Source organism: Paenibacillus agricola, assembly GCF_011440305.1.
GTDB classification, from domain to species: Bacteria; Bacillota; Bacilli; order Paenibacillales; family NBRC-103111; genus Paenibacillus_S; species Paenibacillus_S agricola.
In genome coordinates this window covers 848,119-869,279 of record NZ_JAAOIW010000001.1, presented here as the reverse complement: position 1 = coordinate 869,279, position 21,161 = coordinate 848,119, and the positions used below count along the sequence as shown (strand labels likewise).

The 21,161-nt window shown below is 47.4% G+C and carries 16 protein-coding genes; 13 read left to right on the top strand and 3 right to left on the bottom strand.

What is annotated here, in order from left to right; all coding sequences use genetic code 11:
- Position 1: 1 nt before the first annotated feature.
- The 8 genes from G9U52_RS04100 (at position 2) to G9U52_RS04065 (ending at position 12,285) form a co-directional block, all read left to right on the top strand.
- On the top strand, positions 2-2,011 hold the full coding sequence (locus G9U52_RS04100; RefSeq protein ID WP_166146436.1) for a beta-galactosidase trimerization domain-containing protein: 2,010 nt from the start codon (positions 2-4) through the stop codon (positions 2,009-2,011).
- A 71-nt stretch (positions 2,012-2,082) separates the two neighbouring features.
- Positions 2,083-3,624: an extracellular solute-binding protein gene (locus G9U52_RS04095; protein ID WP_166146434.1), complete on the top strand. Its 1,542-nt coding sequence runs from the start codon at positions 2,083-2,085 to the stop codon at positions 3,622-3,624.
- Between the two features lie 90 nt (positions 3,625-3,714).
- Positions 3,715-4,668 carry an ABC transporter permease gene (locus tag G9U52_RS04090; protein WP_166146432.1) on the top strand — a complete coding sequence of 318 codons (954 nt, stop codon included), beginning with the start codon at positions 3,715-3,717 and terminating at the stop codon, positions 4,666-4,668.
- Positions 4,669-4,691: 23 nt separating this feature from the next.
- Positions 4,692-5,582, top strand: a complete 891-nt coding sequence (locus tag G9U52_RS04085; RefSeq protein WP_311764800.1) for a carbohydrate ABC transporter permease — start codon at positions 4,692-4,694, stop codon at positions 5,580-5,582.
- A 213-nt stretch (positions 5,583-5,795) separates the two neighbouring features.
- Positions 5,796-7,835, top strand: a complete 2,040-nt coding sequence (locus G9U52_RS04080) for an alpha-amylase family protein (RefSeq protein WP_166146428.1) — start codon at positions 5,796-5,798, stop codon at positions 7,833-7,835.
- Positions 7,836-8,030: 195 nt separating this feature from the next.
- Positions 8,031-9,398 (top strand): FAD-binding oxidoreductase, encoded by a 1,368-nt coding sequence (locus G9U52_RS04075; RefSeq protein WP_166146426.1) that lies wholly within the window; start codon positions 8,031-8,033, stop codon positions 9,396-9,398.
- A 1-nt stretch (position 9,399) separates the two neighbouring features.
- Positions 9,400-10,758 (top strand): (Fe-S)-binding protein, encoded by a 1,359-nt coding sequence (locus G9U52_RS04070; protein WP_166146424.1) that lies wholly within the window; start codon positions 9,400-9,402, stop codon positions 10,756-10,758.
- Positions 10,759-10,869: 111 nt separating this feature from the next.
- Positions 10,870-12,285 carry an FAD-linked oxidase C-terminal domain-containing protein gene (locus G9U52_RS04065; RefSeq protein WP_166146722.1) on the top strand — a complete coding sequence of 472 codons (1,416 nt, stop codon included), beginning with the start codon at positions 10,870-10,872 and terminating at the stop codon, positions 12,283-12,285.
- Positions 12,286-12,421: 136 nt separating this feature from the next.
- On the opposite strand, the gene G9U52_RS04060 is transcribed toward G9U52_RS04065, so the two are convergent.
- The 3 genes from G9U52_RS04060 to G9U52_RS04050 all read right to left on the bottom strand — a co-directional run bounded on the left by G9U52_RS04060 (position 12,422) and on the right by G9U52_RS04050 (position 15,258).
- Complete coding sequence (locus G9U52_RS04060; protein WP_166146422.1) at positions 12,422-13,633, bottom strand: MFS transporter; 1,212 nt, start codon at positions 13,631-13,633, stop codon at positions 12,422-12,424.
- Positions 13,634-13,721: 88 nt separating this feature from the next.
- Complete coding sequence (locus G9U52_RS04055) at positions 13,722-14,084, bottom strand: Rieske (2Fe-2S) protein (protein ID WP_166146420.1); 363 nt, start codon at positions 14,082-14,084, stop codon at positions 13,722-13,724.
- A 112-nt stretch (positions 14,085-14,196) separates the two neighbouring features.
- Entirely contained in the window at positions 14,197-15,258 is a 1,062-nt protein-coding gene (locus G9U52_RS04050) for an amidohydrolase family protein (protein WP_166146418.1), read from the bottom strand.
- A gap of 183 nt (positions 15,259-15,441) precedes the next feature.
- Between G9U52_RS04050 and G9U52_RS04045 the strand changes: the two genes are divergently transcribed.
- The 5 genes from G9U52_RS04045 to G9U52_RS04030 all read left to right on the top strand — a co-directional run bounded on the left by G9U52_RS04045 (position 15,442) and on the right by G9U52_RS04030 (position 21,016).
- Positions 15,442-16,341 (top strand): AraC family transcriptional regulator, encoded by a 900-nt coding sequence (locus G9U52_RS04045; protein ID WP_166146416.1) that lies wholly within the window; start codon positions 15,442-15,444, stop codon positions 16,339-16,341.
- On the top strand, positions 16,338-18,077 hold the full coding sequence (locus G9U52_RS04040; protein ID WP_166146414.1) for a sensor histidine kinase: 1,740 nt from the start codon (positions 16,338-16,340) through the stop codon (positions 18,075-18,077). The genes G9U52_RS04045 and G9U52_RS04040 overlap by 4 nt, the downstream gene beginning before the upstream one ends.
- Positions 18,074-19,672, top strand: a complete 1,599-nt coding sequence (locus G9U52_RS04035; RefSeq protein ID WP_166146412.1) for a response regulator — start codon at positions 18,074-18,076, stop codon at positions 19,670-19,672. Before G9U52_RS04040 ends, G9U52_RS04035 begins: the two co-directional genes overlap by 4 nt.
- 127 nt (positions 19,673-19,799) lie before the next feature.
- Positions 19,800-19,880 (top strand): putative holin-like toxin, encoded by an 81-nt coding sequence (locus G9U52_RS41565; protein WP_375790228.1) that lies wholly within the window; start codon positions 19,800-19,802, stop codon positions 19,878-19,880.
- Positions 19,881-20,113: 233 nt separating this feature from the next.
- On the top strand, positions 20,114-21,016 hold the full coding sequence (locus G9U52_RS04030; protein WP_166146410.1) for a LysR family transcriptional regulator: 903 nt from the start codon (positions 20,114-20,116) through the stop codon (positions 21,014-21,016).
- Positions 21,017-21,161: the final 145 nt, after the last annotated feature.

Here is a 21,161-nt window from a genome sequence, read left to right as displayed (position 1 = left end):
GATGAGTGGAGCGGCAAAATGGTGGGATGGACGGCCTTGGCGGGAGATCCAGACGAATCTAAGAGAAATTGATATGGTGGATATTGATGCGGAGCGGTTTGTGGCGGATTTGCAGGAGTTTAAGGCTAATGTGGTAATGATCAACACAGCGGGCATTATTGCGAGCTATCCGACGAAGCTGCCGTATCATTTTCAAAGCCCGTATTTAACAGGCGACAGCCTGGAGGATATTATTGCGGCTTGCCATAAGGCGGATATTAAAGTGGTGGCGAGAACAGATTTCTCGAAGGTGCGCAGGCCGATTTATGAGGCACATCCGGAATGGGCGTATGTAAGCCAAAAGGGTGAGATTATTGACTACAATGGCGATGTCCATGTGTGTCTGAGCGGTGATTATCAGCAGATTTTTGCTCCTGAAATTATTAAAGAGGCAATCACTACGCTGAATTTTGATGGTATTTTCTTTAATATGGGCGGCTATCAGGTCAAGGATTATAGCTATAACTACTATGGCATTTGCCATTGTGACAGCTGCCAAAGGCGGTTTAAGGAAATGTTCGACGCTCCCTTGCCGAAGGTGGAGGATACGACAGATCCGTTGTATGCCAAGTATTTGATTTTTAAACAACGGATGCTAAAGGCTTATGCCATCAAAATGCATGAGGTGATTCTCGGCGTTCGGCCGGACATAGCAATTGCTAACAATTTTGAATTAAAGGAAGGCTTTATTCGCCAGGAATCGAATACGGCGTTGGATCGGCCTTTGCCGCATTGGCAGTATAGTGCTTCGGAGAATACGAAATGGGCGGTTAGCTCCTATCCGAATATGGTGTCGAGCAATACGACCGTAGATTTTATTGATTACTATCATCGGCATGTGACGGTATCGCCTTTTCAGCAAAAGCTGCGGCTAGCCCAAAATCTCGCCAACGGAGGCGGGCTTGATTATTACTTAATGGGGCGGCTCGATAATCATGAGGATAAATCCGGTTATGAGGGCATTAAAGAAATGTTCCATTTTCACGCGGAGCACGAACAGGAATATTTGAACCTCTCATCCCAATCGACGATTGCTTTGCTGAAGGGATCCTCGGACAATGCTTCCGAATATCGGGGCTGGTACCGTTTTTTAACGGAGAGCCATTATATGTTTGATTCGTTGGTCGTACAGAATGCTTTGAATCTGTCCTGGGACAAATATCAGGCGATTATCATTCCTGATTACCAGCCTTTAAGCGATGAGTTTGTGGCGCGGTTAGATGCCTTTGCTGAAAAAGGAGGCACGGTTATTGCTGTAGGCCGCAGCGGCTTTCAGGATGAAAACTTTAATGCCAGAACTACGGCTCCTTTGCAAAGCATGGGTATCCGTAAACTTCAATCGGTGCGCGAGAACAATCAATCTGCCTATTTCAAACTGGACCACAAGCACCAATTCCCGCGGTTTCCCGTCAGCGAGCTAATCTATTTGGATAGCCATTATATATTTGCAGCCTATAACGACCAGGTTGAGTCTTATTTTAAATTGATTCCGCCTCATATGTTTGGGCCGCCGGAGCGCTGCTATTACACGCAAACTACCGACCACCCTGCATTTACTGTCCATCCCTACGGCAAGGGGCAAGGCATCTTTATTCCTTGGAAGCCGGGGGAGCTTTTTTACCGTCAAGGCTATGTGAATACAAGTGAGTTTATTGCCGATCTGCTGGAGCATGTGGCAGGCTTGGTGCCGATTCAGGGGAATATACCACCTATGGTGGAGGTCACCCTATTCGAACAAAAGGAGCGGGCATCGACGCTGCTGCAGCTTGTGAATGGAACGGGACATTTTGGCGTTACCTTTTATGCACCGGTTGCGATCTCGGATCTGGAAGTGAAGCTCCCTTACGATAAGGCGCCTCAGGCTGTGAAAAGCCTTGTTACCGGCGAGGATCACGAATATCAATACACAGAGGGCCAGCTTACGGTAAAGCTTAATCAATTGGAACTGTTCGAGGCGATAAAAATCAGCTGATAAGTGTTTACTGTGACTCTAAAGCTTACAGTGCATCTAAGTTTTCCAATAACTCAAATGAGGTGTTGAAGATGGCAAAAAAATGGCTCAAATGCAGCTTTCCGATTATGCTCAGCTTGCTGATTTTAAGTGCTTGCAGCGGTGGGGCAGGCAATAGCTCGGGAACGACGGACAATCAAGCAACGCCTGGTGGGGCGGCTGCAACGGAAAAGAAGGATGCGGGTCCCTTGTCGATCGAAATCCTGACGAATTTTTCAAACACCATACCAAAGCTGGACGACGGCTATTATACGGAATTGCAAAAGCTGACAAATACCAAGCTGAATATTACTTTTGTATTAGATGGGAACGATTACAATTCCAAACTGGATCTCGTGCTCGCTTCCGGGGATATCCCGGAGGTGCTGAAGGCGGATTTTACCAGGCCAACCCTGGTAAACGCGATTAATGAGGGTGCATTTTGGGACCTGACACCTTTGCTTGGCGATTTCTCCAAATACCCGAATTTGCGCGATAATATGGTGCCTGGCTCATGGAACTATGTGAAATATGATGGCAAAATCATGGGCATACCGAGAAGCAGGGCGGTGATTGACAATACGATCATGTTCCGCAAGGATTGGCTGGATAAACTCAATATTTCGCTGCCGAAAACCGTTGACGAATACAAAGAGGCGTTAAAGGCGGTTGTTAAGAACAATCCGGCAGGCGGCAACGGCACTATCGGTTATGTTATCGCTGATGCTACTGGCTCGGAATCGCTAAGGGCAGCCTTCGGTGTAGTTACACCAACTTACGATGCGGACGGTGGGCTCATCTATTTGTACTTGAATCCACAGGCGACCCAGATGGTCGAATGGTTCCGTGGCTTATATGCAGAAGGCTTGATCCCGAAGGAATTTTCCACCTTGACCGTGACCCAGCAAAAGGATTTGTTCAGTTCAGGCCGCGCCTTCGCCTTTGACGCCAGCGCCTATTATAGCTTCGTATACACGGATAATGTAAAGAAAACCCAACCTGAAGGAAACGTAGTGTCGAGCCAGCCTTTAAAAGGGCCAGGAGGTGACGGTGCGTTACTAAATATGGGAACGCGTGGAGGCCAATATATTAGTAAAAAGGTGCCTCAGGAGAAGGTATTGCAAATTCTCAATTTCTTTGAGAAAACCGCCTCCAAGGAGCTCACCGATTTAGGTTATTACGGCAAGGAAGGTCTCCATTACAACAATGTGAATGGCGAGAAGGTTTTGACTGACTTGGGTAAAAAGGAAATTACGGTAGACACGATTGCTGCGACAACCCCCGCTTATTCTAAATGGGGAAAGGTGAGCTATGCAGGAGCCTCAAAGGCTGATAACGATGCCAAGCAGAAGGAAATGGAGATTTATGAAAAGGTCGGAAAAACGGATGTTTTCGGCTATCTGTATTCACCAGCCTGGATCGATGTATGGCCTACCTATGAAAAAGAATTGCAAAGCATGAGAATCAAAGCGGTCGTCGGTCAAATTACGATGGAGCAATACAAGCAATATGTGGATAAGGTTAATGCCGATCCGAAGGTCAAGAAGGCCTACCAGGAATTTGCCAAGGACCTGAAGTCACGCATGCAAAAATAAGCAGCACTATAAGAGGGTGTGGATGCATGAGGGAGCTCTCAGGTTCTACTGATGCTCCAGCCTTTTTATAGTTTCGGAAGGAGGTCAACAATGGAGCGAACGATAGTAAAAAACAAACACATGGAGCGAATCATAGTAAAAAATAGACGCTGGGCGCGAATACGAAGAAATCGTTATATTTATTTGATGATGTCGGCAGGAATTATTTATTTTTTCTTGTTTAAGTTTTTGCCGATCTGGGGTCTTCTCCTGTCGTTTCAGGATTACAGTCCGTTCAAAGGATTTTTTGGGAGCAATTGGGTCGGCTTTAAGCATTTTTCCAACTTATTTCAAAGCGAGCATTTTTATATTATGGGCAGGAATACCTTTGTTATTAGCATATTCAACCTTGTGTTTTATTTCCCGGTGCCGATTGTGCTGGCGTTAATGCTGAATGAAGTCAGGCATGAGTTTTTCAAAAAAATCAATCAATCGATCGTGTATCTGCCGCATTTTTTGTCATGGGTGATCCTGGTCAGTCTTACTTTTTTCGTGTTCTCCTCTGATATCGGAATTATTAACAAATGGATTGTTGCTAGTGGCAATGAACCTGTTTTATTTCTGTCCGAGCCGAAGTTTTTTTGGATTTTATTGACGCTGCAAAATATATGGAAGGATGCCGGATGGGGCACGATTATTTTCCTAGCTGCAATTGCTGGGGTTGACCCTGCCCGCTATGAGGCGGCCGTTATTGATGGAGCAAGCCGATGGAGGCAAATTTGGCATATTACGCTGCCTGCGATTCGCCCTACCATTATTATTTTATTGATTCTCCGTTTCGGGAATATGGCGGATGTTGGGTTTGAGCAGGTGCTGCTGATGATGAATCCATTGGTTAATTCGGTAGCCGATGTGTTCGATACGTATTCGTACACCCAAGGGATTGTTGGCGGCAAAATCAGCGTGGGCGTTGCTGTCGGGATGTTTAAAGGCTTTATCGGGCTTATTATGATTGTTGCTGCCAATTATATCGTCAAAAGATTAGGCTATGAGGGAATTTACTAGGATATGCTACTCATGTCATTCCAATGAAGAAGGTGAAAGCGATGAGTTTTGTTTACCGAAAAAGGCTAACGGTAGCCGATTGGATCAATTATGGCTTGCTGGCTACGTTATCCTTGATTTGTGTGTTTCCGTTTATTTATATTTTCAGCGTGTCCTTTACGGATCCAGCGGTTTATGTGCCTTTAAAATTTTATTTTTTTCCTCCTAAATGGTCATTGGATGCTTATCGATATATATTATCTACAGAAAGCTTTTTGAACTCGATCAAAAGCACGGTTTTTATTACGTTGGTAGGTACCCTTTTGCAGATCATCGTCACATTTACACTCGCTTATGGTTTGACGAGAAAGGATTTGGACGGCAGGAAAATCGTGCTGGGCTTCGTTATTTTTACGCTAGTTTTTCACGCGGGCATCGTACCGAACTATTTGGTCGTAAAAAGCCTTGGGCTGCTGAACTCGTATTGGTCTTTGATCTGGCCAAATTTAACCAATGCGTGGACGCTGATTGTGGTCAAAAGCTTTTTGGATTCATTGCCTCCCGAGCTGGAGGAATCCGCAAAGATTGATGGAAGTAATGATGTAGGCATATTTTTCAAGATTGTGCTGCCCCTGTCGATGCCTGCGATCGCAGCCTTTACGCTGTTTTTTGCAGTATCCCAATGGAACATCTATTTTAATGCATTGATCTATATATCCGATGCCAAAAAATGGACCTTGCAGGTGTTGATCAAAGCGCTGGTGCTGGACTCCACACCACTTGGCGCCTCCGGCACAGCCGCCGACGGCATCCCGCCTCTCGAAACCGTTCGCATGGCCGCGGTAACCTTCGCGATGGCGCCGATCTTGATCGTTTACCCTTTTTTGCAAAAGTATTTTGCCAAAGGTGTTATGCTAGGATCAGTAAAGGGTTAAAGGGCTAATAAAAGTGCGGTAAAGTACCTAGCGGAGTGGCCAGGGTGTTCTGGAGATAGCGAAGCGGTGCCTTTGTTCATGGATTTTCACCGTTAAATGTCTGATCTAATCAAAAAATCCATGAACAATAGCAATCGGAGGAGCACCCTGGCCACGCAGCATCGTCTTTGTCGTCCCTTACCAAACAACACTATCAAACAAGGAGGCTCCCCCATGAAATGGTGGCAACAAAAACCAATGAGATTGATCCAAACCAACCTACGCGAAATCGACGCCAGGCTCGATGTTGATGAATTCGTCAAGAGCTTAAAGGAATATGCAGCAGACGTAGTACTTGTTAATACAGGTGGCATCGTCGCCAGCTATCCTTCCGAATTGGACTTTCATTTTCGCAATCCATGCTTGGTGAATGATTTTGTTGGTGAAGTCATAAGCAAGGTACATGAGGCGGGGATACGTTATATTGCACGTTTTGATTTCAGCCGGCTGAACGAAGCTATAGCATTGGGTCATCCTGATTGGCTGTACCAAGGAGTCAAGGGCGAAACAGTCAATTATAACGGCCAGGTACATACCTCTTTTAATGGCTGGTACCAGCAGGAAGGCTCGATCCAAATTCTTACGGAGGCTGTGCGGAAGTACCCTATCGACGGCGTATTCATTAATATGCATGGCTATGTTACTCATGATTATAGCTATAATTTTTTTGGGATCTGCCAGTCAGCAGCGGACCAAGTGCGATTTAAGCAAATGTTCGGGCACGACAAGCTGCCAACGGTAGCCGATAGCCAAGATCCCGTTTATCTCGATTACGAGAAATTCAAGCAGCAAACAGTAGCGGAATTATTCAGAAGGCGTGCCCAAGCCGTCAAAGCGATCAACGAACATGTAGCCATCTGCAACTATACGCCTGAAGGCACGGATATTTTCAGGATGGAATCGAATACTGGGATTGATCGGGGTCTTCCCGAATTTAATTACTCGGCCAGCCATAATGTGAAGCTGGTTCACGGATCCTGGGAAGGCATGGCGGTGAGTAACTCGGCTGTGCATTTTGTTGATTTTGCAATGCGCCATGCTGCGGTATCCCCACATATGACCCAGCTCCGACTAGCCCAGGATTTGGTGCAGGGTGCTTGGCTTGACTATTATGTAATTGGCACTTTAACAAATCAGGATGACCGGCTCTGTATGGATAGTGTGAAAGACATATACAGCTTTCATAAGCAGAATGAGCATTATTACACCAACATCAGGTCGATTGCCGATGTATGCCTGATTGAGCCTTACAGCAGTGCGGTATATGGCAGCATGAGTGAGTTCAAAGGTATGTTTAGAATGTTATCGGAGCTGCATATTGCATTCGATGTGGTTCGGGACCATGTGCTGGAGGATCCAGAATGGCTGGCAAAATTGAGCAAATACCAAGCAGTCATTATCCCGGATGGGCGTAATCTTGATCAGGCTGCCTGCCAATTAATAGACGCTTATGTGAAGGCTGGTGGCAAGCTGTTAACAACTGGAGCGACATCAACGTGTGATAAAAAAGGGACGCCACTTGGCAAGTTCCAGCTTGAATGTGTGGGTGTAGCCTCCATCAAGCAAGCCTTTCCGAAGCAGCAAGGAACCTATTTTGCCGTCACGGCTGAAGATAAAGTGGCTTTAAAAGGCTTCGATGCGGTCGATGTGGTTTATTTATATGGGGAGTATCTATTATGCGAAGCCAAGCCGGATAGCCAAGCCTATTTGGGTTATATTCCGCCCTGCATGTTTGGGCCGCCCGAGAAATGCTACATTACGGAAGTGACGAATGAGCCAGGGCTGATTTATTATCGATATGGCCAAGGCGAAACGGCAGTCATTCCATGGACTATTGGGCGGCATTACGAGAAGCTAAGTAATCATGGGCATGCGATGCTGCTTAAAACGGTTCTGGAGGATCTATTAGGTATCTCTAGCTCAATTAAGGTGATTAACGGCTCGCCGTTGGTTGAGGTTTCGGCACATCATCAGCTTAATGGAGCGTACGACCTTGTGCATACTGTTAATTTGAGCGGGCAACTGGGTACTGCCTTTCATGCGCCTCTATCTATTCGTGATTTGCGAATTAGCTTTACTGTGAAGCAGCAGCCGCAACGAATTTTCGGGCTTCGAAGCGGCAAGGAACTGCCGATTATTGAGAACACTGCCGAGCAGGTGACATTTTTGATTCCTGAACTAGATGTATTTGAGACTGTGGTTATCAGTTATTAAGCTATTGAAATAAAATCCAAGGCCGTTGGGGCTTAATAAACTCCAGCGGCTGCTTTGTGTTAGGTGTTACGTGAAAAAGCAAAAACTGTCTCTATGCGGATGGTGAAGTTTTAGGTATGATAGATATAAGTTCATGTTTAAGAAGTTAGTTTTCTATAATGAACAGAATGCGCAAAATTATGAGGAGGGACATATATGGATGGCGTAAAGGTAGCATTTCCGATCCAACAGGCGATGGGCCATATCGGTGAAATTGTTGGCCCAGAGCTTGTAGAGGAACAACAGGCAAACAATCATACCTCCTCCTATACAATCCGGGCTTCCATAGTCGTTGCTCCAGAAACGGAGGAGCAGGTTTCGCATGTTCTGCAATTTGCCCACTCCAATGGTTACTCCGTAGTTACCCAAGGGGGCGGCACGAAGGATGCATGGGGAGGGCACACCGGGCAGGCGGATATTTTATTATCGATGAAAAATATGTCCGGGATTCTGCATCACTCTATAGGTGATTTGATGGTGACGGCACTTCCGGGCACGACTGTTAAGACACTACAGGATGCTTTAGGGCAGGCAGGGCAATTTCTCCCGATTGACCCCTCATGGAGTGAACAATCAACAATTGGCGGAATGGTAGCCGCGAATGGTTCGGGACCCAAACGGGCACTTTTTGGTTCGGCTCGAGACCATTTGATCGCTACAAGGGTTGCCCTTGCCGATGGAACGGTGATACGAACAGGTGCCAAAGTGGTTAAAAATGTTGCCGGCTATGACATGAACAAGCTTTTTGTGGGCTCGATGGGGACACTCGGCGTGCTGACAGAGCTTACGTTCAAAATACGCCCGCTACCTGCAACAACGGGGCTGTTGGCTTTTGGCTCCAACGCAAGTGGTGATTGGAAGCGCATTCAGGAAGCGCTGCTCGACTCTCAGCTAGAGCCATGCGCCGCAGAGCTTGTTAGTCCAGCGCTGGCAATGAAGCTATTCGGCTCAGCGCAGCCTGAGCCTGCTTTAGTCATTTTATTCGAGGATGTCGACCCCTCTGTCAGCTACCAGCTAGAGTGGCTGAAAACTTTTGCCGCGAATATAGGGCTGGAGCCTGCTTCGGAATGCCGCGGACGGACAGCAACCGAGCCGCTGATCGAGCACTTACGCAATATCGTTCCAAGCGCCAACGCTATCGCTCCCGACCGCTTGGTCGTTTCTTTAAAGCTGCTTTCCACGATGACAGAAGTATCGGATATTTACGAGTTTGCCAACACATCGGCTGCACAACTGGGCTGCGAGCTTTATTTCAGCGGTGGCTTATTTACAGGAATCAGCTATTGCACGTTAGATACGGAGCCCAATCGTACACAGGACATCATCCAATGGATTCATGGCATCAATGCCTACATGGACCAGATCCATGGAGCGGCGATCGTCGCTTTGGCTCCTGTGCAGGTGAGGTCAGCCGTTTCTGTGTGGGGCTTTGCCAGAGCCGATGGAGGCCTGATGAAGGATATTAAACAGAAGCTGGATTCGACACATATTTTGAATCGTGGTCGTTTCGTGGGAGGAATTTAAAATGTCTAAATCATTAGCACCACCCTGTAATGAGCTATCGCTGATCAAATCTAATTATTTATTTGAGGATGCACCGGATGAGAATAAATTCTCGCAATGCGTCCATTGTGGAATGTGCCTGGAGGCTTGCCCAACTTACCAGCAGACTGGATTGGAGGCGCATTCTCCCCGTGGCAGGGTTTACCTGATAAAGGCTGTGGCTGAAGGCAAAATGAACCTTAACGAATATTTCGCCGATCCCGTCGAGACTTGCTTGGACTGTCGGGCCTGCGAAACCGCTTGCCCATCCGGTGTGCAGGTTGGCGCTTTGATTGAAGAGGCGCGGGGACAGCTATTTAAAGCAGACCCGCCAACAGGGATGGCTGGACTGATGAATAACTTTTTTCTGCATAAGCTATTTCCTTTTCCCAAAAGGCTTCATGCTTTGCAATCGTTACTGAAATTTTATCAAAAATCAGGCTTACGTACGATCACACGAAAAACGAAGGTTTTGCATGTACTTCCTAAGCATTTGCGAGAGATGGAATTGGCTGTGCCAGAAATTACAACCGGACCTGTTTTGCATAGAATGCCTTCAACTTTAACCGCCATCGGCCCGAAGCGGGCACGCGTAGCAGTATTGACGGGCTGTGTGATGGATGTGATGTTCAGTGATATTAATGAGGCGACAGTTCATGTATTGCGCGAGAATGGCTGTGAGGTGTGGATTCCGCAAAATCAAAGCTGCTGTGGCGCGCTGCATGTGCATGCAGGTGATCGGGATATGGCCAAAGCATTGGCGCGGCGCAATATTGATGTTTTTCTCTCCGAGGATATCGATGCGATTATTATTAATGCCGCTGGCTGCGGCTCTACGCTTAAGGAATATGAAGAACTGTTGAAAACAGATGAGCGTTACCACGATAAAGCACGGCATTTTACAGAAAAAGTAACGGATGTATCGAAGTTTCTCGACCAATTGGGTTTAATTCCGCCCAAAGGAAGTATTGACCTGACTTTGACTTACCACGATGCTTGCCATCTTGCCCATGCCCAGAAAATTCGTGCAGAGCCGCGGCGCTTGTTGGAGGCGATTCCCGGCATTCGAATGGTACCTTTGCCTGATGCTGACCGTTGTTGTGGCAGTGCGGGCATCTATAATCTGACCCATCCGAAGATGGCTGGTGAACTGCTGGAGCGTAAAATGGATGATATCCCGCAAGGCTGCGATGGCGTCGTCATGGGAAATCCAGGCTGCATGATGCAATTTCAAGTGGGCATTGTTCGCGACAATCGTCCGGAAAAAATATTGCATACGATCCAGGTGCTGGATTGGGCTTATAGAGGGATTAACCCGATGCGGCAAGCGGAAGGAGAGTAAGGGATGAACAAGATGAACGTTCAAGCAGCGAAGCATGTGGGGAATCATACAGCAGACCAAGCTGAAAGCCAGTTTGGAAATCAGGCTAATAAGCAAGCTTTCATTGCAGAAATGCAGCGAATCATCGGTAAGCAAGCCGTATTACATCGCTACGAGGATTTAATGGCTTACGAATGCGACGGCTACACGATTCATAAAGGCGTGCCTGCTGCTGTTATTTTTCCAGCGAATACGCAGGAGGTTTCCGCAGCGGTCACTTATATGCATAAGCATAAAATTCCGTTCATTCCGCGTGGTGCAGGCACGGGCTTAAGCGGCGGAGCCACAGCGCTGAATGGCGAAGTGATCATCAGCCTTGTGCGGATGAATAAGCTGCTCGATGTCGATTATTTAAACCGCAAGGCAGTCGTGCAGCCGGGCTTCATTAATCTGAAGCTATCCAACTCGATCTCAACCAAAGGCTACTATTATGCGCCAGATCCATCCAGCCAAGCCGCTTGTACAATAGGCGGGAATGTTGGGGAAAATGCCGGAGGCGCGCATTGCCTGAAATATGGGGTGACAACGAATCATGTGCTGGGGCTGGAGCTTGTGCTGCCAAGCGGCGAGATCGTGCGGATCGGAGGGCTTCCGGATTCTCCTGGTTATGATCTATTGGGCATTTTGACGGGCTCGGAAGGGACGATGGGGATCGTCACGGAAATTACCGTGCGTATCTTGAAAAAGCCGCAGGGGATCAAAACCGTAGTTGCGCTTTATGACGATGTGAACGATGCGAGCCAGGCGGTATCGGACATTATTGCCGCGGGTATTATCCCGGCAGCGCTGGAAATGATGGATAATACGGCGATTGAAGGCGTCGAATCGGGCAATTATCCGGTTGGTTATCCGCGTGATTTGGGAGCGGTGCTAATTGTTGAAGTCGACGGGATCGAAGCAGGCCTGCAACACCAGATCGATGAGGTGCTGGAGGTATGCCGCAAGCACCATGTGCGGGAGGTCAGGCAGGCGGCTAGTGTAGAGGAAAGGGCACGCTGGTGGGCCAACCGCAAGACCGCATTTGGGGCGATGGGCACGATATCGCCGGATTACTTGGTGCAGGATGGCGTCATTCCACGCAGCACGCTGCCTTTTGTATTAGCCAGAGTAGGCGAGATCAGCCAGAAATACGGCCTGCGAATAGCCAATGTATTCCATGCGGGCGATGGCAACCTGCATCCGCTTATCCTGTTTGATTCCCGCATACCAGGCCAGCAGCAGGATGCTGTTTTAGCAGGCTCGGAGGTGTTGCAGGTTTGCGCGGAAATGGGCGGCACGATCACGGGTGAGCATGGCGTCGGTATTGAAAAGATGGAGGATATGCGCTTTGTATTTACGGAGCAAGAGATTGAGGTACAGATCGGCCTGCGGCAAGTATTCAACCGGGATAATCTGTGCAACCCGGATAAAATCTTCCCCAAGCCCGCCCGCTGCGTAGAGGTCAAGCAGCATCTTGCGACTGTTCGTGAAACGGCAATTAGCAACTAATCGTGTAACGATTTCAAATTTCACTTTCTAAACATTGTTAATGCAGATCTGGAACATGTGTGGATTCATCGCTTCCCACGTTATATAAAAGAGCCCTACGAGTTCATACTCGTAGGGCTTTCGTTATATATCGAATCTATAAAGTGAGAGCTCGCCGACTCATTTTTTTCTCCACAAGATAGCTCAGCATTACACCTACAAAAGCAAGGGCAGCAAGTGCCGCCGCCAGCCATGGCAAGGAAGAGAGGCTCATCGATGTGATAGTCAGACCGCCGAGGTAGGCTCCCGACGCATTGCCTACATTTAGGGCAGAATGGCTGGAGGTGGTAGCAAGCAGTGGTGCTTCATGTGCCAAATTCATAATCCGTATTTGGATACCAGGCATAATGCCGAAGGCGGCAATCCCCCATATAAAAATAGTGATAACAGCTAGCATCGGATGCCAAAGTGTCACTGTCAATAAAGAAAGAATGACTGCCAGCACAGCAAAGTTGATCATTAATGAGGGCATCAGCCTCCAATCCGCCAGCTTGCCGCCAAGCACATTCCCCAAAGTAACACCCAGACCGAATAAAACCAGAATCCAGGTTACGCTATGCTCGGGGAAGCCGCTTATCGTTTGCAGCATAGGCGCAATATAAGTGAATACGGAGAACAGGCTTGCACATCCAAGAGCCCCGGTTAATAAAATAAGCAGAACCTGTGGATTCATTAAGCTGCGAAACTCTTTGGAAAGACTTGGAATATGGTCTTGGCGAATAATAGGGATAAACTTCATAATGCCAATTAGAGAGATGATCCCCATGATAGTAATCGCTCCAAACGAAGCTCTCCATCCTAGGTTTTGGCCTATAAAGGTTCCAAAAGGCACGCCAATTATATTGGCAATGGTTAATCCGGCGAGCACCATGGAGACAGCTCCGGCGCGTTTTTCAGGCCTGACCAGGCGGGCGGCGATAATTGAGCCTACACCCAGAAAGGTTCCATGTGCTAAAGCCGTCAAAATCCGGGCTGCTATTAACAGGTAGTAAGTAGGCGCTACGATAGATAAGGCATTGCCTATAGTGAAAATGCACATAAGAATAATTAGCAATTTCTTTTGCGGGACGCTGTGGGTAAAGATCGTTAGCAGAGGTGCACCAAATGCGACACCAAGCGCGTAGCTTGTAATAAGCTGCCCAGCTTGCGGAATGGTGACATCCAGATCAAGGGCAACGTTAGGCAGCAGGCCCATAATAATAAACTCGGTCATGCCGATTGCGAAGGCTCCAAGGGTTAGGCATAAAAGAGAGAAGGGGAAACGCTCCTTTTGGGGTAATAAGGGAAACTGGTTTTTCACTGCATGCATGATGTGGGCCTCTTCCTACGGTATTTTCTCCTGTATGAGTATAACATCCTAAATAACCGTTGGGGAGTCCATCCCATAATTTCGCAGTTTAAATTTCGCTTCCTATTACAATCCCGACTTTTCCTTCATCGACTCTCGTTTTATAGCTGCGCGTACGCGTTTTATCGCTGAATAGCGATTTGCCCGTCTTGATGTCGAATTCCCAGCCATGCCAGGGACAGCGGACAATTTCCTTGTCTCTTCCATATATAAACTCGTATACGCCTGACTCCAGCGTCGTTCCGCACACATCGCCTTTACACATCGGGGCTCCTTGGTGCGGGCAATAATTATGAATCGCGTAAAATTCCCCTTTAATATTGTAAACGCCAATTGATCGACCGGCCACCTCGACTACTTTATGGGTACCTGCCGGAATTTCTTCGGTATCGCCGACATAATGAACGGCCATGATGATTCCTCCTTATGAGCTTATCCATGCCTAGGCTAATGGCGCTGTTTGAAGCACTCTCCAGACACAGACGGCTAGGCTTGCTTTATACGCTTGATCCCAAGTGGCTCGTTTAGGCCAAATTGTAGAGCTTTCTCGCATTTTCGTAAAAGATTTTATGCTTTGCTTCCTCAGATAACCCCTTCATTATCATAAAAGGGTCATCGAAATCCCAGTGGGGGAAGTCGCTAGAGAATAATAATATATTTTCGGCATCCATCATTTCGAAAATTTGCTGGAGATGCTTCGGATTATCCGGCTCCTCAATAGGCTGCGTCGTCAAATAGCAGTGGTCGCGGATATAAGCGCTTGGCATCCGCTTCAGCCAAGGCGTTGTCGCTCGCAATGCCTTGTAGTTCTTGTCCATGCGCCACATCAGATGCGGCAGCCAGGCTACTCCGCCTTCGACCAAGACGAATTTCAGGCGCGGGAATTTCTCGAACACGCCTTCGAGGACAATACTGACCAGCTGCGCCATGAAATTTTGTGACAAGCAGGTATGCCATTGGAAATAGTTGCTCACATAACCGGCAGCAGTTGGCGGGTTAGAGGTGCCACTGCCTTCGGCACCAGGGTGGATCGCTATAGGCAATCCATGCCGCTCAGCCGCTTCATAGATCGGATGGTAATATCGATTACCATAGGGGATATGCGTGGCGCTGATCAGGACTACCTGCACAATATCGGGATGCGGGCCAATCCGGTCAATTTCACGCGCAGCGAGCATGGGGTCCTGGGTAGCGACGGTCATCGAGCCTTTGAATTTTGGATTATTCGGCAGCCATTGCTCAATCAGATGGTCATTATAAGCGGCGGCAATAGCGGCAGCATAATCGGCATCGGGATGGATGGAAATCGAATACAAGCCGCCGGTTAGAATGGCATAGTCCATATGGTAAGTATCGATCAGCTGCTTAGTCAGTAGCTCCGGGTAGGCGGCTGCATCCCGTCCATCTTCCGCGTACGTATCCTTGCGCTGTACACCGATTGGCGAGGAATAAGTACCGCCACCACCGCGAATGCCGAATTTTTCTACACTGCTTTTCCATGGCTCTTTGAGGTAAGGGACGAGGTCCATATGGCTCTTCAGCGCATGGTGGACATCACAATCAATGATCTTTGATGGAAGTTTCATGACTCGATTCCTTTCGGATTCAATCTGTGATTTCTGGTAATTTTCTACTTAAGTATAGAAAAGAAAAACGCTATAAGCGATAAACAAAACAATTATTATTTGGACAATTCAATCATCAATTACTATAATGAGAAAGAAATGAAGGCGTATCCATCACAAAGAAACACAACGAGGTGATCTGGAATGATTGAAATCGATTCGGTTTTTGCCGAGGACGTGGGACCTGATTGGCGTAAGCCGGAATCGGTAACCGAAAGCCACATATTTATGTATATCGCTGGCGGGCACTTGACCTACCGCTTGAACCATTTGAATATCCCATTAACCCAAGGGGATATTTTGTATATTCCGAAGGGAACGCTGCGCGCTGGAATGGGGGATGGCAGCTCATCCCACCAGAAATATGCGGTGCTGTTCTCGGCTGAGGAAACGGACATGGGGCAGAGTCCCATTCAGATGCTTGGGGGCAAGCATTACCAGCTGCTGCATGCACGGAATTATGAATATATGAAGCAGCGGTTTTCCTTGCTCATCCAGCAATGGCTTGGCAAACTGCCGCATTATGAGGTGATATGCAAGGGCATTATGCTGGAGCTGCTTGGGATTACTGCCCGTGAGGCGGAAACCGCGGATTTTCCGTCGAAGAAGCTGGGGATGGTGATGGCAATCCAGCAATATATTCTCGAAAGCTACCAAGGACAAATTCGCTTGGAAACGTTATCACAGCTTGTCGACCGGACACCTAATTATGTGACCCGTATATTCCGCGAGGTGACAGGGCAAACTCCGATCGATTATTTGCACCAGGTTCGTGTGTATGCGGCTCGTGACCTGATGCTGAATTCATCGCTAACCATTGGCCAGGTAGCGGATATACTGGGCTACTGTGACCAGTCCTACTTCAACCGGATGTACAAAAAAATTACCGGGCATCCGCCTTCGAGCCTGGTCGCACACCAGCCTGTACACACACCCTTGCACCAGCCAGCGCACGAGCCCATAAATCTGCAGCAGCCGACACACACACTCGTACATCAGCCAGCGCATCAAGCTGGAGGGGAAGGGAGGCAGTTTCCGAGATGATCAATGTAGCCCGTGTATATTCGATTCAAACGAAGCTGACCTTAAACTTTTTGCTTATTTTATTGCCGCTAGTGGGGGTTAGCATATTTGCCAACTTTTATTCGCAAAGCATCATGAATGAGCAAATTAGCGACCGAACCAAGGGCGCCTTGCTTTCGACCTTGGAATATGTCGACCAGCTGACCAAAAATATGGACCAGCAAACCTTATTGATTGCCTCCAATCCCAATATTGTCGACATCTGGAAAGGCATCGACAACCCGCTGAGCCCTGACCATCTCTATGAAATCCACACCGTGCAGCAGCAATTAACTGCGCTTACTAATGTGAATGGAGCCGTCAAGGAGGCTTATATTATTCATGGGGAAAGTGGCAATGGAGTTTCTACGCTGAAAGGCGGCGTCAAGTGGCCGGAGGTGAAAAAGGAATTTTGGTTTGAGCAAACGATTGCAGCTAGAGGGGGGCTGGTTGTTTTCGTCCCTACCAAGGATAGCAGCAACCCGTTAGCTCACTCCGCCTATATAAGCGAGGATATGATTTATTATATTCGGATGCTGGATGTGCTGAGCAATAATAAGGAGCCGAATGTGATGGTTTTGGCTGTGGATAAAAGTTCGTTCCAAAAAATCATTCAAAATCTGCAAACCTCCAATAACATCAATATTACTTTGTTTTATAATGATGGTTTTGTATTGGAGACGAATCCCAATTCGCAGCAAATTCATGAGCAGCAGCCTTTTTCGATTAAAGTGGAAAGTGGAGTTTGGTCGATCCGCTTGGAGCAGCCGAAGGCGGAGGTATTCCAGCTATCGCATACGCTACAGCTCTTTACTTATTTGATCTCAGCGATCAGTATTATATTGGCGTTCTGGATCGCATGGCTGGTGTACAACGGAATTGCCAAGCCCTTGCACCAATTATCGAGTGCGTTCAAGCAGTTCAGCAGCGGCAATCTGGCCGTCGAGGTCATTCATCATAGAAAGGATGAATTCGGCTTTGTGATGAATGGCTTTAACCGGATGGCGGCCGCCCAGCGCAAAATGATCGAGGATGATTATGAAAAAGAGCTCCGCCTGGCGAAAGCTGAATTTAGCCTGCTGCAATCGCAAATTAATCCGCACTTTTTATATAACACACTGGATTCGATATACTCGGTTGCGCTGACTAAACAAATTCCGGAAATCAGTGACATGGTGATTAATCTGGCGAGATTTTTTCGGGTAAGCCTGGGCAAAGGCAGGGATTCGTTCACTTTGGAGGAGACCGCGCAGCATTTGATGTATTACATTCGCGTCCAGCAAATTCGTTCGGATCATTTTACCGTGGACATCGATTTGCAAGAAGAAACGAAGGAGATCCCGATTCTGAAATTGATCCTTCAGCCGATTGTCGAGAATGCAATTATCCATGGATTGGAAAAAAGTTTCAATGGGGGCTATCTGTATATTCGTTCCCGGATCGAGGAGGGGAGCCTGTATGTTGAGGTGGAGGATACCGGAGTGGGTATTTCGAAGGAAAAATTGGCAGGAATCAACCAGGAAATGGACAAGATTACGAATAAATCGTATTTGAATAGTCCCGATAAACCATCAAGCCTTTATTATGGACTGAAAAATGTGAAGTCCCGGATCACACTTTATTACGGAGCAGATGCCAATTTGACGGTGGAAAGTAAAGAAGGGGAAAGCACCAAGGTGATCTTGCGATTACCTTTGCGAAAGGATGAGGACAGATGAGGTTATTAATTGTAGAGGACGAGCATTATGTCAGGGAGCGGATCGAGGGCGGGATTGATTGGGCAGCGAACGAGATTGAATGTGCCGCGGCCGTGGGCAGCAGCAGGGAGGCATTAACGATCCTGCAAAAGGACCATATTGATATCGTACTAACCGATATTCAGATGCCTGAGATGAGCGGTCTGGAGCTGGCCAAATGGCTGAAGGACAGGTTTCCTTTGATCAAGGTTATTATTTTGACTGGCTATGATGATTTTGAATATGCGCGGGAAAGCATCGAATATGGCGTGTTCAAATATTTGGTCAAGCCTGCCGAAAATGAGCTTATACTAGAGACTGTATTGAATGCCAAAGCCGTCCGCGAAAAAGAAATTGGCGAGAGGCATAACATCTCCCTGCTTGAAAAAAGGTGGAACGAGCATTTGCCCCATTTACAGGTGACCTTTGTGAAAAACTGGATCAATGGGCGGTATTCGATATGGGAGATCGAGAAGCGCAGCCAAGACCTGCTTATGCAGTTGGAGGAAAAACGGTATTTACCAGTTATTTTCGATATGGACCCGATCTCGGAGGAGAATGGACGTTTTCAGGTGCGAGACAGGTCGTTGGTGCAATTCCTGCTGGTTACGATTGCGGGCGATGTGTTGGATAACAAGGAATGTGTGATTTTGCAGGATGATGATGGGATGACAGCGGTCGTCTTTTTCCTGCCGGCCGATGAACCCGATGATGCTTTGTATGCAAGGGTCAATCCGCAGATTAATGGGCTGCTCAGCACGGTCAAGGATTGCCTAAAGCTGACCGCGAGTGCGGGCATTGGGCCATTGGTGTCGGACAAGCTGCTGCTGGCCAATGCCTATAGCCAAAGCCGGATGGCGCTACAGGAGCGGATTATTCTCGGTAATGCGATTGCGATTCCATACCGGGATGCGGTTCCGATCAAGGATTCCTGGATGCATATGAACCATTTGGAGAAGGAATTTGAGGTAGCGATTGAAACGGGAGATGGCAGCAAATGTGAAATGCTGATCCAGCAGGTAATGGAGTTGGGCTTCTCAGCGGATAAGCCGGTTACAGAGGCGAAGGAGATGCTATGGCGCTTAACCTGCCTGCTGGCGCGCATCGTGCATACGCATGGCTGGACCTTGCGGGAGACGCTGAAGGTGGATTATGAAGATTTTGAAAGCTTTAACCAATTGCTTTCTAGGGAGCATGTGGGTGAGTGGCTGCGCCGCATGACCTCGCGTATTAGCCAAACGATTTCGGAGCGAAGGCAGACGGGAACCCAGCTGGCGATGAGCCAAATCATTTTATTTATTCAGGAGCGGCTGCATGATGAAGGGTTAAACCTGTACCTGGTTGCCGAGAAAATGTTTATCAGCTACTCTTACCTAAGCCGCGCCTTCAAGGAGGCGACCGGTGAATCCTTCTCCGACTATGTGCTGCGTTTGCGGATGGAGCGGGCCAAGGAATTGCTGGCCAAGGGCTTTAAGGTATATGATGCGGCAGAGCAGGTTGGCTATAGGCATGTGAATTATTTTTCCAAAAGCTTTCAGAAATATTGGGGTGTGAAGCCTAGTGAGATATATAAATAAAGCGTAATGAGATAACCGATACTTTGTGTGTTTCGCCACCATACGTAATCTTATGCTATAATTATTCTGCAATTGAATAGGCTTATAAGGGCGGTCGGCTAATCTCCTGCAAGGGAGGTGATGCCTTATGGAAGTATTCCAAACATTGACGCTAATGATTTCGTTCGCGACGTTGGTAGTGCTAATGCTTACCCATAAACGAAAATAGACCGCCCTCTGTAAGGGAAGCGGTCTATTTCTGACGCGTTACTCTTTATTAAAAGCCTACCGCCCTTAAAAGCGGATGTTGCGCTCGGAGAGTCGTGTTACCAGCACGGCTCTCTTTGCATTTTACACATTTCTTGAGTACAGTATACCACATAATTGGAAAAATAATTAGGGGAATTTCGTGGTATTACATAAAAATGGCTGGCGAATTCATCGAAAAGAGGGTAAATAACATTGACTTTACAACAATTAAAATACGTCATAGAAGCGGCCAATCGGGGCTCGATTAATGAAGCTGCGAAGCGGCTGTTTGTCTCCCAGCCCAGCCTTTCCAATGCGATTAGGGAGCTGGAGGACGAATTGCAGATTACGATTTTTGAACGGACGAACAAAGGGATTTCGCTTTCCAAGGAGGGAGCTGAGTTTCTCAGCTATGCGCGGCAGGTGGTGGAGCAGGCCGAATTGCTGGAGGGGCGTTATCTTAACGCCGCACCTTCTCCGCAGCATTTCTCCGTTTCCACGCAGCACTACGCTTTTGCGGTCAATGCCTTTGTCAGTCTTGTTAGTGAATATGGACTGGATGAATATGAGCTGGCTTTGCGTGAGACCAAAACCTATGAAATTATTGAGGATGTCAAAAGCATGCGCAGCGAGGTCGGGATTTTATACCTGAATGAGTTTAATGGCAAGGTGATTAACAAGCTCTTAAAAGCTGCCAATCTGCAATTTCATAGCTTATTTACAGCTAAGCCGCATATTTTTATAAGTGCCAAAAATCCGTTGGCCAAGCAATCAATCGTGACCATTGACCAGCTGCAGCCTTTTCCCTATTTGTATTTTGAGCAAGGGGAATATAATTCCTTTCATTTTTCGGAAGAGATTCTAAGTACGCTTTCACATAAAAAAAGCATTCGCGTAAATGACCGGGCAACGCTGTTTAATTTACTGATTGGTTTGAACGGATATACGATATCAACCGGTGTTCTAAGCGCTGATCTCAACGGCAATGAAATTATTCCCGTACCTTTGGATCTTGAGGAATCCATCCAAGTCGGATGGATCTCCCATAAAAACGCCGCGTTATCCAGACTGGGAGCCGCCTATATCGCAGCTCTGGAGCAGGCTGTTGGCCAATAATACTTTAGGTGCAGGTTCATGTGTACACCGAGGCAAACTGCTAAGCCCAATTGACCTCAATTATAAGGCTTGATATAGTTTTAAGCTATACCTAGCTATAGGTTAAGGGAGTTACGCTATATTCGCCAATTCATGGTATCTTTCT